We start from the raw sequence: 17080 nt of genomic DNA on the forward strand, positions 1-17080 counted from the left end.
TGCAAACAAGTTTAATCTAAACGATAACAATTATCAACACATACCTTAGCTATAAATGCGAATTATTTTTCTTTGTAAGCTGCTGCAAAGACTTAGTGATTCATGCTCAGCAAAACACCTTTCTCTAGCCGATGGTTATTTCTATAAAATTAAGAAAAATCCAATAAAACTGCTACGCTTAAATTAACTTGATAAGCGTTACTTTACACATAAGAGTAAGGGTGCTCTTGCATCCAAGTAGATTGTTTTATTTGCTACAAATGACAAACCTTAAACATGTATAAATTGTTAAATGTATTACATAAAAACCAAGGTTTAAGTTGATTTCAATCTAGTATTTCCGCTAGACTGCGCGTCACCGCTAACAGTTTTATTAGCGCGGATCAGCTTAGTTTGATTTGGTAACATGTTGTTAAAGGACTAAATGAGATTGGATAGAGAAAGGTCTTTTAATGAAGCAAGCGCTATTGTGTTTTTTTATATTATTTTCTTTGTGTTGCATAGTCGCGCCTAGTCACGCCCATAACTTCGGCCAATATACTTCTCGATTCTCTGTCGAAGAAGGCTTAAGCCAATCTGCAATCACTGCCATAACACAAGACAAACATGGCTTCATTTGGATAGGTACTCTGCAAGGGTTAAACCGTTATGACGGCAATCAACTCATTAATATTGCCGCTTCTAAGGGTCTTGATGAACAAGAAATAGTTGGGTTATTCAATATATCGAATGATGAGCTTTTGATCTCTACAGGTGCCAGCGGCGCGTTTTTACTAAATGTAGATGACTACACAATTCAACAAATCTACGACGGTAAACGCCAAGACAATAACGCAGTTCCAAAACCCATCGCCACAGCTGTTGGTCATCGAGAAAATATCATCTTTTCCATTGAAAGCGACCTCTACACATTAGACAGCAATACGTTAAAATCTGAATTACTCACTCACTTCAAACCAAGTAGTTACATTCGCGCCATAAACATTATCGGTAACTTTGTGATTATTGGTACAACAGAAGGCCTGTTCACTTATTCTCTTGCAACCGGTAACGTAGAGCAAATAAGTTACACTGATTCAAAATCAGAACTCAGTCATGATGTTAAATTACTCAAACGCGACCCATCGTTGGGACTCCTTGTTGGTACTGTAGAAGGTTTATATGTCATCCCAGTCAGTAACCAAACACTGGTTGCTTCAAAAAGCTATGAGCTTGTTCCTGAGAAAAATATTTGGGGACACCAAATCACTCCCTATGGCGAGTTTATTGCTACGGAGCATGGATTGTTTCTTATTGATAGAAGAAAAAAAACCAGCTCAAAAGTCCTATCCTTAACCGAGGGACAATATCGCCTCACTAATCCCAGTATCACTAAGCTTTACGCAGATAGAAACAACAACCTATGGATGGGTACATATAATGATGGCGCATATTTATGGCCTTCCAGCTCCCTACGTTTTACCACATTCATCAGTACTCAAGACAGATTTGCCAATAACAATATCTGGTCAATTCATCCTACCAGCAAAAATACGGTGCTCCTTGGTACAGATAACGGCATTAACGAGTTTGATTTAAGCACCCGCCAATTGAAATCTAGCTATTTGCAAAATAGAGATGCAAAAGCACTATACGGAGCAGATGCCGTATTCTCTATTTTTAATTCTTCACATTTCGACGAAAATACCTTTCTAATCCAAACAACTCAAGAGACCGCGCTACTTAACATCGACACCAAACAGCTAAGCCCAATTACGCTTGAAAGTGGTGACAAACTTGAGCCATATAGTTGGGGTATCGCTAAGTACTCAGAAAGCAAGTTTCCATTTATCAATAGCAATGGATTTTACGAATATGATGCAGCCACCAATACGGTACGCGCATTAGAGGGATTATCAAAACAGCTGGCAGCGGCACAAAGCTTTTTGATCCTGCCGCCTTTGGGTGCGACCGATGATGAATATTGGATAAGTACGGACATCAGTTTGGTCAAATATAATGAGTCAACAGATACCCTAACAACGATTTACAACAAATCGGATAAACACTTGGTCTCAGCCGTTAATAGTTGGGTAGTAGATAGAGCTGGAACGCTATGGTTGGCAACCTCAACCGAAGGTCTTGTCGGGATCAATAAAGATACTTACGCCGAAGAATACAAGCTAACGACTGAACAAGGTTTGATGAGTAATGCTATCTACAATCTCCTGTTAGATAGAGATGGAATGATTTGGGCCAGCAGTCAACGCGGCATGTTTAAATTTGACCCAATAAATAAAGTCTTGGAAACCTTCGGAACGAATCAAGGTCTGCCGACGCTTGAGTTTAACGGCGGCGCTGCAGCAGCACTTGAATCTGGCAAGCTGATGTTCGGCACAGTAAACGGCTCTATCACTTTCGATCCGGAACAGTTTTCAGATAGTGCTGTTAAGCGCCGCCCACTACTGATCACCCAAATGGATATCTTAAGCAGAGATCAAACCTACTTAGCCCCTGACGCAATTTTGCAAGCACTTGATTTTAAGTTTGACGACATGGGCATAGAACTACAGTTTTCTGACTTTGACTTCAATGCCGATCATCACATTCAATACCAAGCTTCTTTGCATGGCCCAAGTGCACTGACGTTTTCAAGCTTAAAACGAAATAAAGTATTTCTAAATCAATTACTCCCTGGTGATTATCAGTTAATCATTGCACCGCGTTCACTTGACAGTGAAGACCTTAGCAACGCACTCAACTTGCGCTTTAATGTTGCCCACTCTCCTTGGCGCTCGCCTTTTGCATTAAGCTTATACAGTCTAAGTGCATTCGCGCTGATATTGCTCATCATTATTAAGCACAAACAAAAACAACGTCAGCTTGAAACGGCACTTAGAGCCGTAACGCATGCGGGAAGACAGACAAAACTGGCGTTGAAATCAACTAAAAGCGGTGTTTGGTCGGCGGATCTCGCTGCACGCCAGATCACACAACAGCGGGCCGAAGCGCTGGGCTTTGAGAGCGATACGATGACGCTGCAAGAGCACTATAACGCCATTCATCCAGATGATAGAGAACTCGTCGAACGTGCTTGGAAGAAATTTATTTCCAACCCCACTAAAGAACAGCTCTCTCTATCTTATCGACTGCGCTGCGCAGACAATAATTGGCATTGGTTTCATGACTTTGGCCAAGTTGCAGAATTTGACTCACAAGGTAAAGCCACTGAACTGCACGGCATTTATACCAATGTAACCACTCAAAAAGCGAACCAGATGCGCGCAAATATGCTGGGCGAGGCCTTCAGCCAAGTGAACGATTGGATTTTGATTTTAGACCCTAATTTACAACCCATTTCAGTCAATAGTAGCTTCTGTAGAGCGTTTCAACTGCAGGAAAACGAAGCGTTAAACGACTTAACGACCGAGCGTTTTGTTAATGCTATCGGGCAAAAGAAGTTCCACGGTTTAATTGCAAATTTAAAATCTCTTGGACCGAATCAATATCTAAGACAGGAAGTTCAAGTTACAGACGGCTGGGATAAAGTGCACCCGGTTCAACTTAGTATTAGCGCGGTTTCCAAGGACAATGTGAACCTCCAATACTTCGTGGTCGTTGTTACCGATCTGACAGAGCAAAAGAAAGCCGAGAATGAACTTAGATATCTCGCCAATTTCGACGCTTTGACGGAGCTACCAAATCGCAGCTTGATGCTACAGCATATTGAATTTGCACTGTTTAACGCAAACAACACACAGCAAAGCTGCGCCCTACTCTTTATTGATTTAGATAAATTTAAACCAATCAATGATGCCTACGGACACCATATCGGCGATAAATTACTGGTCGCGATAACCAAACGGATCAAAGAGCAAATAAATAATAACTGTATCTTAGCAAGACAGAGCGGCGATGAGTTTCTCGTGCTAATTAAGTCCTTCCCTAGTATCGAATATGTGAGTGAAGTAGTTACCCGCTTAGTGAAGCACATACCCGAACGTATTGAAATTGATGGGATCACCATGAGTGTATCTGCCAGTATTGGTGTTGCGGTTTATCCATTCGATGCACCGGACTCAGAATCCTTGATCCGTAACGCGGATATCGCCATGATCCATGCAAAGCAGTCGGGAAGAAATGCATTCAAGTTCTTTACTGAGTCAATGAATGAAGAGATCAGTAAAAAGCTTCGGTTAGAAACCGCAATGAAAACGGCGGTTAAAGACGGTGAGTTTTTCAATCACTATCAGCCGATCATCAATACCACTACAGGTCAGCTTGCAGGCGTAGAATTACTTATGCGCTGGCGCAATAATGACATGCTAATTCCTCCATGCGATTTTATTCCAATCGCAGAAGAAAGCGGTTTGATTGAAACCTTGACTGAACAAGCGCTTATCAGAGCCTTGATAGAATTGCGTCCATTGTTTACACAAGAACCCGACTTTTATTTATCTCTTAATTTAAGCGCAGTTCATATTTTACGCTCAGACATTGCCCACCAATTCACTGAGATTTTAAAAGCGCATGGTCTCACTAACCGGTGTTTAAGACTTGAAATCACCGAGTCAATCTTTATGTCTGATATGGTTAAGGCTCGGGCAACTATCAACGAAATGAAACGGGCTGACTTTGTATTACTACTCGATGACTTCGGCACCGGCTTTTCGTCACTTACGTACCTGAATGAGTTCCCTCTTGATATCATAAAAATTGATCAAGGATTTGTACGTAACATGAGCGCAAAACCCGCGAATAAATCTATCATTAGAACCATTTATTTACTGGCACAAAGCTTAAACATGAAGTGTATTGCAGAAGGTGTAGAGACAGAATCTCAGCTTAATTACCTAAGAGACGTAGGCTGTGAATATATGCAAGGCTATCACTTCGCAAAGCCTATGGCGATTGACGATTTACTGGCATTTTACGAACAGCATGAACGCTCAAGAGCTTGATCTCGGGCTCAATACTTTAATGTAGTGACTGCGGGCTAACAAGCATTAGCCCTTATCTAGCGTTTCATTATCAGGCAGTTCTGAGCGCTGCCATTCACTAAGCTTTTGATAGAGTTCATTAATATCAATGGGTTTTGCAATAAAATCATCCATGCCCGCCTGGATACATTTTTGTTTATCTTCCTCATAGGCGTTGGCTGTTATCGCAATAATATGTGGATTGCCGTATATATTTGGCTCGTTTCTGATTGCTTTGGTACAAGCAAAACCATCCATATTCGGCATTTGGCAATCCATTAAAACCAAGGCATAGTTCTTCGCCTTCATCGCTACTAAGGCTTCGACTCCGTCATCCACTTTGTCTAACAAGCAATGGGTTTTCTCGAGCAACTTACCAACAACCACTTGGTTAATTTTATTGTCTTCTACCAATAGAATATCAAGGCCGTTGAAATCAGGTGCCCCAACTTCTTGTTGCTCTCTCTTGACCCCCTGCCCTTTTGAGGCCGGAATATCTACATAGAATTGACTACCAAGCCCAAGCTCACTGTGAATCCTTATTTCACCATGCATCGCTTCAACTAGTTTTTTAGAAATCGCTAAGCCAAGTCCGGTACCACCAAACTTTCTTGTGGTTGAAAGATCTGCTTGAGTAAACTCATGAAATAACGTTTCCTGTTGTGCTTTTGAAATGCCGATCCCAGTGTCAGCAACGGTAAACTTTAATATCCCACTGTCATAATGGACGGAGAATGTGATCTGGCCTTTGTTGGTAAACTTTCCAGCATTGCTGAGTAAATTATTTACCACTTGTGATACGCGTAGTTCATCTAATTCAAGGTATGTAGGTAGTTCACTACCCTTTTCGTACTTAAACTCAACGCCATATCTGACATTGGAAATTTTAAAAATGCTGACCAAACTGTCGAGCATTTCTTGCAAATTCACAACTCGACGTTCTATTTTTAAAGCCCCCGCCTCAATTTTAGAATAATCCAAAATATCATTGAGGATAAGCATTAGATTCTTTGCCGATTGCCGTATAATTGTTATTTGGTCTGCCATCTCATTGCTAAGGCTTTGCTCTCTGATCAAGCTATCCGACATACCGATAATTCCATTTAACGGCGTTCTAATTTCATGGCTCATATTGGCGAGGAACCGGCTCTTGGAATGGTTGGCGGCATTAGCGGCTTCAACGGCTTTGGTTAGCTCTTCCGTTTTCTCAGCGACTTGCTGCTCTAACTCACGATTGAAGTCGGTAAGCTTGCGGTTAAGTCTTTCGTTTTCCAAGCTTGCTTGGTTTTGTTTTGTAAAACTCAGTGTTAGCTTAAACGCCAACTGATTGAACTGTTGCTGCAACTCAATTATTTCTAGAAAGCTGCTGTCTGCATTAGCCGAATTTTCGATTAAAGTTGAAGGTTCGTAAGCACGAATATCATGACTGAGCGCCACAATTGGACGCACCAACAATCGCGTGAGCTGACGGACAAAAATAGAGCTCAATATAATAATCGCAAGCGCAAGTCCCAATGCATCTGACCAAGCCTCAGCAGCAACTAAGTTAAGATATTTACGGTCGAGCATAGTGATAACTGACCATTCATATTGTTTAGATACCGCAGCCTGTTTAAATAAGATTTGCTCGGTAGAATCTTCAAAAGTTGAGGATTCCTTATCAAATAAGGCTTGCAACACCACATCACTTGGCATATCTAGGGTTTTAAATTCGGTCTTTAACGAGCTATAAACGACCCTTTTGTGTTTATCCAACACAATCAAATTAGCATCTTCAGCAAGAATTTTTGGAATAAAGCGTTCAAACGAGCCAAATATTAAAGACCCTTCCACAATCCCCTTAAACTCTTCAGCGATAAAGATTGGTGCTGAAATTGCTACGATAGGTGCTTCATCAAAACCACGTCCTTGAAATATGCCTGAAACAAATCCTTCTGGGTATTCAGATGCTTTAATAAAATAATCTCTATCAGATACATTGGCATTTGTTCCCTTCATCGTATCAGCAAAATGCTGCGGATAAAGGTGAGTGACATTAGCATCTTTGTCCGCGACAATCGCGGTTCTAAAATTCGCATGAGTTTTTAGCAAACGCTCGATAACATAGTCGGCATCAATCCCTAAGGATACATCTGTTGCGGATATCACCATCGCGCGACGATATGCATCAAGGTAGTCATCAATTTGAGCGACAATAGAACCAGAGGCTTCTTCAAGCTGTGTTTTTATCTCAGCTTCAATTCTTTTGTAGTAATTGTTTGTCAATACAACGGTTGTCATCAATACAACCAAAACGATAACAAGGTTGACGGTAGAATTAAGAATTTGATTGAGCGGCATCCCTTGCCACTTGCTGCGAGTAAAGAAAAAGCTCAGCAAGTCGACCACAGCGAGACAAATCCCTGCATTGATTAGGTACTTAGCCAGTGCAGTGAATATAACGAGTAACGGTAATTCGAGGGCAAAATAGCCAAAAATAAATAATGCAGGCAAACCCAACAAAATCCAATAAACGATACCCCGAACAAAAAATGGCTTGGCGAAACGGACACAAACAAAGTGAAGCCACAACACTTCGAAGAAAAAAACCACAGAGGGCCAAGCATGCTCCCATCGATACCAAATAAAGCCGGCACCAATAATCACAGCAATAATGGCATAGCGCCATCCGCATAGTAGCAGGATAAATAGTACAAACAGCTGGCCAAAAAGAAACTCAGAGCTATCCAAAAACCAAATTGGCAACAGATTGGCCAGCCCGCCTAATACACCTAAGACTAAAGTTATGATGAGCGCTTGCTTTTGATTCAAATGTTACACCACCGGTTTGTGATACTGCCTATGTATAACAATAAAAAATATTTTAAAACCTGCCAAGGTAGTGTAACAAATAACTAAAAAATATATCACACATTAGGATATGTTTACCCTAATGATGAGGGCAATCATGGCTCTCTATTTGTAGCACACTACTCAGTACATTAAAGGACTTTTTCAACGCTTCTTCCACTTCTACACGACACGCTGAATCATGAGATTCAATAGTACAGTGATGCTTTAATACCACATGTGCACCAACGACAACCGCCCCATCAATTTTGCTAACCGTAATATTATGGGCGCTTTCAACATGCTCGGTAGACACAATCGTTCTCTCAACTTCTTGAACCGTAGGCAAAACTTCTGGAGGTGTAGCAAGCCCTTTAAGACAAGCAACTATCACCCTAATACCTGTAAACAATACAAAGACGGAAATCAGCATGCTTGAGAGAATATCAACCACCTCCCAGCCTGTGAGGTGTATGATCACACCTGCGATAAATGTCGATATGGTGGAAAGTAAATCAAAAAATGAGTGCAAGAAAACAGCATAGACGTTAATACTGTCTTTACGGCCTTTGTACAACACCCAAGCGGAAGCGCCGTGAAACAAAAACCCAATTGCAGCAATCATAGACATTAAATAGCTGTTCACCTCTAGGTCATGACCGCCCGCATGATGAGACAACCGCTCACTCCCTTCGAGTAAAATAATTACCGCAATTGAAAGGTAGAGGATGCCATTGATAAGCCCGCCAGTATATTCAGCCCGCTTGTAACCATCGTTATATGTTTTAGCAAGATAAACAGCCACACTTGACGCTATCAACGCGATAAACAAAGAACTATTGTGAACAAACAAGTGTCCAGCATCAGCCAATACTGCGAGAGAATTAGCGTAATAAGCACCAATAACTTGAATGATCATAAAAGAGCAAGTGATTGCAAGCGCAATCAGTAGTCTTCGGCGAGAAGCTTGGTGCGTAGTGATATCTGTCATGAAATGAGTCGTGTACCTAATTTAATATAAGATGCTACGTACAACCACAGCATAAGATGGAGCCACTTGACTAAATGCACCTCACCTTATCTTTTTATACCGTGTAGGAAAAAGCTGTGATTCAAAAATACAGAAATAAATCTAGAAATATACGTAGTTAACCTGAGCTTAGGATAATTAATGCATTTCTAGCAGCCAGTTTTAGCGCTAACTGCGTTGAATTCACTTCCAATAGCCCGCTATTGGTGCGCAAATTCGCCTAGTTATCACCAAAACTCTCTGGCTAGATAAAGAAGTAATTTAATGTTACTTTAGAAACAATGAGTTACCTCGTTCCTTATCCAAACCTCAGGTTAGTTATCGTTTAAACATTGCCCTAAATGGCAATGATATACAGTCTCAATTGTAACGTTTCCACGAGTTAAATGCACTAACATTTGCGGCTGTAACGGCCGACTTGATGGAATTTTAGCGCTTATCGCTTTTACTTGTGGCAAAGTACAATTAGATTTTCTCCAGTTGAGTCACAACGTCGTTTGCGATTTGCCTTAGTATTTCACAGTCAGCTTCACTCAACTCTCGGGGCTCTAGGTCGATAACACACACAGTTCCAACGCGAAAACCGCTAGACAATATGATAGGCGCACCCGCATAAAATCGAATATGAGGGGCATTTAACACCAAAGGGTTGTCCATAAAGCGAGGATCTTCGAGCGTATCGGAAACTACGAATACCGTGTCTTCTAATATTGCATGGCCGCAAAATGAAACGTCACGAGACGTTTGCTCAGCATCTAATCCAAAGCGGGATTTAAACCATTGCCTGTCCTTGTCAACAAGACTTACCAACGCAATTGGAGCATCAAAAACATGGGCAGTAAATTGAGTAATTCGGTCCAATTCAAGTGTTGGTTTTGTATCGAGTATCGCAAGCTCCCTAAGCGCATGTAACCTAGCGGGTTCGTTTTTAGGTAACTCAGGGATTTTCATAATCTACTTAATTAGACAGTGTTTATATTTCTACTATAGTTTGTTTTGTGAGATAACGCAGGTGGCAAATGTGAGCAAGTATTTTAAAATAATCTCCCTAACCCTTTTTTCCCTAGTCTGCTTGAGTGGTTTTTACCTCGAAATCAACGAGTTTAATAAAAATCGTGTGGTTCACCAGAGTCTGACTTTATACTACAACAACCTTTCCGCCCTAGATAAAGCGATTGAAGTGATCTTTAGTCTGCAACGTGAACGCGGCATGTCCACGGGATTTAAGTCCGAGGAAGAACACGACGCGCGGCTACTTGCATATTATCAGGAAACGGACGAAAAAATAATAAGACTCACAGCTGAAAAACTCACGAGCATTAATAACTTCGATCAGTTTCAATTGACCATAAAAGACGATATACAAACACTGAGAAAGCTCAATAGACAAGCAAATATCAATCACGAGCAACTATTTCTTCGCTACACAATTTTGATAAATCACTTAATCGATACAGTCCGAAACATACAAACTGAGCAGTCCTTCATCCATAACTTTGGTAGCAACGAGGACAAAACACAGTATCAGAATATTCACACACTTATCAGAGCGATAGAGTTAGGGGGCAGACTCAGAGCTAAGATCAGCCGATACCTAACGGCAGATGAAGAGGCCACTAGATTAAGTGCAATGAGAAGCGCGCTACAATACTACGCCACTCATGTCACACTGATGGACAGCCTCAAAGATAATCAAAATACCGTACAGCTATACAATGCTGCTACGGCGTCTAGAGAGTATGACTATGTCACCTCAGCCCTAAACCGCTTTAGCCGTGGAGCTGAAGCCAACTTACCACACTATGTGTGGTGGGATAACAGTACTGCCTATTTGAACCTGCTCGCTAGTGGTAGCTTGAATTTACTTAAATATATGAAGGACTCAGCTGCTGCATCTATACAAAAGTCACAAGAGCGAGCTCAAACCTCACTCATTATCTCTTTAACTATTGCACTGCTTTATATCATTTTAATTTGCCTATTGATTAAAGCGTTTACCGAATTAAAAATATATAAAACGGCACCGCTTAGAACACAAACTGCACAGCTCATTGTAATATTTTCGTCAGTACTTGCCGTGCTATTTGTGGAACATTTTGCAAGCCAAAAGCAGCTATTGTACCTCTCTGAAGTGCAAACTCTTAGGCAGCTAAACAACCACTCATTAGAGCGTATCAACCACCTTAAAACGCTATGGTATAAGCCACATATAGAAAGCCTTAGATATGCCAGTATTGGTACCAATGCCAATCTCACTAAACCATCTCAGTTGCAAACGCTAGACGTTAATAAGCTTAATAACACTCCGTATATAGACAAAAGCCAGATCGCGTCGTTTTATTCTCAATATCAAGAAAGTTTGCACCGTGGAGGGGTAGTTACACAAATCATAAGGGGTAATGATGGTCACCGTATATTGATTATGACGGGTCTTGGGCTATCCGATAAGGGGCTGACGCAAACACTGTATTGGTACGAAGCTCAACTAGATGTGTTACTTGGCAGCCTAGAACTCAGCCTTGATACTCGCCTAGAAAACGCATCAGGTTACTACACTAAGCAGGAAGTCGAAGCGATTAAAATTAGCGGCACACATACTCCATTAAGCCAATTACTGCTTACTAATAATCTTGACCAAACCGACTTTCTAAGTGCAAAAATCTGGGATCAGGAGCTTCAAGTGGGTACCTATGCCTATTCACGTGAAGCATTTAATCAAGATCTCTTCTACACTATAGAAATTAAGTTTATCTGGCAGGTATTGTCATTAGTTGCATTTTGCTTATTTGGTTTAGCAATTAGCTATCGCGCCCAACAAAAAGCAAAATTAGACAAGCAAGCTGCAAAAGACGCTATCCAAAAGCGCCAAACTTTATTGAATTCATCTGAAAAGCTTGCCGCCATCGGCAGTTTTGAGGTGGCTGTTGGGCAACAACTAGCACATACCTCTGAAGGCTTTAGGACGCTGTTTAACTTAACTCCCGAACTTGAGTACCATAATTTAAAACCAATTATAAAATTGCTCGATAGTGACAATAGGAAGAAGTTGCAATCAAACTTACGTTCCTTAACTCACGATCAATCTAGTGAACTTCAATTGACAATAAGAGACGAGTCTTCAACTAGATATCTAAATGTCATTCTCAATTTAAAATACTACTCAAGTGAAAATTCGCAATTTGTTGTCGGGGTTGTAAAAGATGTAACGAATCAAGTTAATGAAAGCAATCGCCAAAAGAGAATACAAAAGGAACTCGTCGCTGCGAGAAAAGAGGCCCTAGAAAAAATGCATGAAGCTGATGTGGAAAGAATGTCAGCGCAGCATTTACTTAAAGTCCAAAAGTCGACAGAAAAGCTGCTTCAAGAAGCCATTGATTCATTTCCAGCATTTATCCTGCTAATTGATGAAGACCAGCATATAGCTATGCTGAATCAGTTTAACGAACACATCAAAAGAACTGATCACAACGAATACCAATTCATGGGAAGCTCTCTCAACAAAGGCTCTGACGTTATAGCATTTATTACCCAGCTTCCAATGACAGACAATAGCGAATTACTGTCCATGTTAGAAGAGGCAAAAGACAAAGAACAATATCAAGCACTAACGACGTGCCAGTATGTCAGTGAAGATATCCTGCACTGGTTCAACGTGTTAGTGAAAAACATCACCACAGATTCAGGGAAATACACTCTCATCTACCAGAATGATATCACTAAAAGTATCAACTTTTCTGCAGAGCTTGAGCAAGCTCGCATAAAAGCAGAGCAAGCAAGTGAAGCAAAGTCTCGTTTCCTAGCAACAATGAGCCACGAGATAAGAACGCCGATGAACGGCGTGGTAGGCATGCTGGATATTCTTGCCCAATCTAACCTTGATCATGAGCAATCTCACCTCACCAAAGTCGCAAAAAGTTCAGCATTGGTGCTACTTCGAATAATTAACGACATATTAGACTTTTCAAAAATCGAAGCTGGAAAAATGCAACTTGAATCCACACCATTTAGCTGGCAAGAAATTATTAAAGAACTCGCGGAGCTACTTGCATATCAAGCGGACTCTAAAAAGCTCAAGCTTGCCTTTTATCTTTCGCCACAGTTACCGAATTGGCAATTAGGGGATCCGGTTAGACTGCGCCAAATTTTATTAAATCTAATCGGTAACGCGTTAAAATTCACCAAAACTACCGCCACAGCCTCCGGTTTTGTAGAAGTGACTATTGGGCGCTCTCCCGATGATGGTTATATGGAAATTAGCGTGAAAGACAATGGTAAAGGTATGTCCGAAGAACAAGTAGAAAACCTTTTTAAGCCATTTGTTCAAGCAGATAGCAGTATTCAACGCCAATATGGCGGTACCGGACTGGGCCTTTCCATTACCCACAAACTTGTTGCCATGATGGAGGGGGAAATTGACTGTAGAAGCCTAGAGGGTTTTGGCAGCAACTTTATTGTTACTCTGCCATACTGTGAAGTGCCAAAACAAACCAGCGCTATTAGCTTAACCTTAGACAGACTAAAAATTGCCGTAGTGGGCGACGAGGACAAATTTGAAAAAGACCTGCAAAATCAACTTCGCATCTATGAAGCCCAATGTGAAATATTCCCTCGAGAACTGTTTAATGCGCAACTAATTGATAGTCAACAATTTGATTATCTCGTTATCACTGCAGAGGCCTTCCAACAACTCACTACAGAAGGAAAAGAAGTTTTCATCGCGGAAAGCGAGTGCAAGTATATTTTGCTAGACAATAATCAGGATAAGCTTCCGCATGCAAATAATATCAACGTCTCAAACCTCGCGCTATATCCTTATTACGCTTATAAAGTCGTTTCACACATCGCTACCTTAGAAGGGCTAATCGACAGTGAATCAACAAATGACGACAGCGATACTAAATTTAAGACATTGCCTACAATTAGTGATGCCCAAGCACTTAACAAACTAATCTTAGTCGTTGAGGACAATGTTTATAATCAGGATTTATTCAAAAGACAGCTGGCACTGCTAGGCTATCAATGCATTATCGCCGACAATGGTAAAGTTGCCTTGCAACTACTCGAACAGTATCACTTTTCACTTATTATTTCGGATTGCCATATGCCAGTGATGGATGGCTATGAATTCACGAAACAGCGTCGCGAGCATGAACGTGAACGCAATCTAGAGCACATTCCTATCATTGCAGCAACGGCTAATGCGTTAGACGGTGAGAAAGATATTTGCTTTAACGCCGGGATGGACGATTACATTGCAAAGCCCATTGTCTTGCAAAAATTAAACAAAAAGCTAAAAAAATGGTTTTCAAGCAACATTCCAACAAACAGCCAAGAAGCGGAGAATACTCCCTCACTGATGGAGGAACTAGATGCGCCAACCAGACATATCGATTTGGTGATACTCAGTGAATATGTAGGTACAGATAAAGAGCTACAGAGTATTTTCTTAAGAAGCTTTGTTGACGACACAAAAAAACTGTTACAAGGGGTAGACCTAGAACATCCTGAAAGTGTCAAGAATATTGCACATCAAGGGAAAACCTCGGCAAAAGCAGTCGGCGCAACACAACTCTCTGAAAAAATGGCAGAACTTGAGCATGCTGCAAGTGAGGGTAAGCAGATAAAAATTGAAAATTTATTGAATCAATGTTTGATGCTTTTTGATAATGCACAAGCTGAAATCGCTTCTATACTTAATGTGGAAGATCTAACTTAACACGTGCTAAAAATTCAGGTCTAGTATGTATGATAAATGAAAAGCACCTTATTATTGCGATTGATGATAGCGAGCTTATTCTTACGCAATTGCAATTGTTGATTTCTAACCAGACACCATGCACTTTTAAAGGGTTTAATAGCGGCCTATCTGCATTAGAAAGTCAAGAGCTCCATCAAGCTTCCCTTATTTTGCTTGATATCAACATGCCGCAAATGGATGGTGTAGAGATATTGCGGAAATTTGCCGAACTAAGCATCCAAGCACCTATCGCATTACTAAGTGGCGAAAAAGGCCTATTTATCAAAAATACCGCTGCGCTGGCTGAGCTTCATGGCCTCACCATTATATCTAGTTTAGAAAAGCCACTCTCTGCAACCAAACTTAAAGAACTTTACAGTCAGCTCCTGTCTCAAAATACATCCACCAAGTCCCAACACGCACTACAAAACTATAGTAAAGATGAGATCTATGAGGGGTTATTGCGAGAAGAGTTTTGTGCTTATTTCCAACCAAAAGTCGCAAGTCCATCCGGTGCAATTATTGGCGCAGAAGTACTTGCGAGATGGCATCATAATACCGATGGCACTGTGCCACCTTCACAGTTTATCGCGACAATGGAAGAGCATAATCTTATTCATTTGCTTTCATATAGTTTATTAAAACAGACTTTGTCCTTGCTTAGCTATAATCGAGATATTCTTAAATCGCTTCAATTCAGTATTAATTTGAGCGTTAAAGAGCTTGAAGATATAAAACTCCCAGAAAAACTCGAGTCCATTTGCGAAGAGTATTGCACACCCACCTCTCAAATCACTTTAGAGTTAACTGAAAGTCACTTGTTAGATAACATCAAGCGCGCGCTTGATGTGTTGCTGCGTTTAAAACTTAAAGGCTTTAAGCTGTCTATTGACGACTTTGGTACTGGATATTCTTCTATTAAGCAACTTAACGAGCTGCCGTTTGATGAACTCAAAATCGATAGATGCTTCGTTGATGGCTGTTCAACGCAACCCAACAAACGCGTCATTATCGCGAGCACCTGTGAGATGGCTCACCAACTTGGACTAGAAGTCGTCGCTGAGGGTGTCGAAGAGGTTGAGGACCTTGTCGTTGTACAGAGCTACGAAGTAGAATCGGTTCAAGGCTACTATTACTACCCACCTTGTACGCCATCGGAGTTTTTGCAAACTGTCTCAGAATCCGCATTGCAAAAGTCTCATTCTAGTAAATAATTAAAACTAATGGGCTTTGTTGTACTCTCATAGCCAGAGGGAATCTATGCATAAAAAAGACGTTGAACACGCACAACGACATCCAAAAGTGATTATTATTTGCGACGATCCAGCTGAAATGACTGGCGTTGTCGATATTGTCGCTTCTCAAGTCAATGAATACCGTACTCTCACTAGTCATAAAGAAGTAGCTGAAGTGCTAACTGAGTCTCCACCAGATGTCATCGTTATTGCTCGAAAAACGGTCGCGAAAAGTGTCGAAATCTATAGCTTGCTCGCCAAGCACGGCTTACTTAACTATGCTCATGAGAATATTTTACTGTGTGAAAATAAAGAATCAGGCGTGGCCTTTCGGTGTTGTATGAAAGGTATTTTTACCGATTACTTTGTCTACAAACCTATGTATGAGAACTACCGATTTCGTATGATCCTACATAATGCCTTAGTTCGCACAGAAGGCACATCTGAAGTTGCCAAAATCAGAGAGGAACATTTTGGTCGCATAGATGACAAACTAAAGCAATTGATTGATGATGCAGCCTTGTACCATCAAAAAGCGGATGAGACGCTACAAACGGTAAGACGTAATCTCGACAATGAAAAAGGGATTAATAAAGTTCAAGATGACTTACTAAATGAACTAAAACAAAAACATTTATCACCACTTTTGGATGAATTAGAACATCAGCTTGCCGAGAGTGTTCATGAATTAACGAAGCGATTAAAAGACAAACAATTCTCTATCGCTGAGCTTACTGCATTGCTGAGCGAAAAAGACAACTCTAAGTGCGCGCAATTAGCGCAAAATGTATTGCCAGTAGGTGATACGGGTGAAGTCGATGTCAGCGAACCACAAGCACTTGAAACCAAGCAAGAAGAAGTAAAAATAATGGTGGTGGAAGACAACGAAATTTATCGAGAAATGATAGCCAAGATCCTACGTGATGAAGGATACAAAGTAGAAAGTGTCACCAGTGGGTTGAGCGCAATTAAAAAGTTGCGAAAGCACAGGTTTTCTATGGTGTTTATGGATTTATTTATGCCAGAGCTTGATGGTTACAATGCAACCAAAAACATTCGCAATATTCCACATTGCAAAAAGCTTCCTATCATTGCGCTAACTAGCAATAAAAACAAAGATATAATCAGAAAGTGGGCGTCTTTGGGGCTCACAGGGTACATCACCAAACCGTCTACCAAATCATCTATTTTAAAAGCCGTGGAAAAAGCACTTACGGAAAACCAATAAGTTGCGTAAAGTACAAATCAGCAAACATTATCAAATCGAGTTCTGCCATGATAAGCCATATCA

7 protein-coding genes are annotated in these 17080 nt (G+C 40.8%); 4 read left to right on the forward strand and 3 right to left on the reverse strand.

Annotated elements, in window-relative coordinates:
* The first annotated feature begins 452 nt into the window (after positions 1 to 452).
* The gene (locus tag GSF04_RS01965; protein WP_211857347.1) at positions 453 to 4940 is read left to right on the forward strand and encodes an EAL domain-containing protein; all 4488 of its coding nucleotides are present in this window, start codon (positions 453 to 455) and stop codon (positions 4938 to 4940) included.
* A gap of 45 nt (positions 4941 to 4985) precedes the next feature.
* On the opposite strand, the gene GSF04_RS01970 is transcribed toward GSF04_RS01965, so the two are convergent.
* From GSF04_RS01970 to GSF04_RS01980, 3 genes are all read right to left on the reverse strand, one after another.
* Positions 4986 to 7769 carry a response regulator gene (locus GSF04_RS01970; protein ID WP_211857349.1) on the reverse strand — a complete coding sequence of 928 codons (2784 nt, stop codon included), beginning with the start codon at positions 7767 to 7769 and terminating at the stop codon, positions 4986 to 4988.
* Between the two features lie 118 nt (positions 7770 to 7887).
* Positions 7888 to 8778 (reverse strand): cation diffusion facilitator family transporter, encoded by an 891-nt coding sequence (locus GSF04_RS01975; RefSeq protein ID WP_193522155.1) that lies wholly within the window; start codon positions 8776 to 8778, stop codon positions 7888 to 7890.
* Positions 8779 to 9282: 504 nt separating this feature from the next.
* Positions 9283 to 9768 carry a GAF domain-containing protein gene (locus tag GSF04_RS01980; RefSeq protein ID WP_039491849.1) on the reverse strand — a complete coding sequence of 162 codons (486 nt, stop codon included), beginning with the start codon at positions 9766 to 9768 and terminating at the stop codon, positions 9283 to 9285.
* 70 nt (positions 9769 to 9838) lie between these two features.
* Between GSF04_RS01980 and GSF04_RS01985 the strand changes: the two genes are divergently transcribed.
* Genes GSF04_RS01985 through GSF04_RS01995 form a run of 3 tightly spaced genes read left to right on the forward strand, consistent with a single transcriptional unit; the run spans position 9839 to position 17017 of the window.
* Positions 9839 to 14533, forward strand: a complete 4695-nt coding sequence (locus GSF04_RS01985; RefSeq protein WP_211857351.1) for an ATP-binding protein — start codon at positions 9839 to 9841, stop codon at positions 14531 to 14533.
* A gap of 29 nt (positions 14534 to 14562) precedes the next feature.
* Entirely contained in the window at positions 14563 to 15768 is a 1206-nt protein-coding gene (locus GSF04_RS01990) for an EAL domain-containing response regulator (RefSeq protein WP_211857352.1), read from the forward strand.
* A gap of 46 nt (positions 15769 to 15814) precedes the next feature.
* Positions 15815 to 17017: a response regulator gene (locus GSF04_RS01995; protein ID WP_211857353.1), complete on the forward strand. Its 1203-nt coding sequence runs from the start codon at positions 15815 to 15817 to the stop codon at positions 17015 to 17017.
* Positions 17018 to 17080 lie beyond the last annotated feature (63 nt).

The sequence above is a fragment of the Pseudoalteromonas sp. A22 genome (genome assembly GCF_018141345.1).
Lineage (GTDB): Bacteria > Pseudomonadota > Gammaproteobacteria > Enterobacterales > Alteromonadaceae > Pseudoalteromonas > Pseudoalteromonas maricaloris.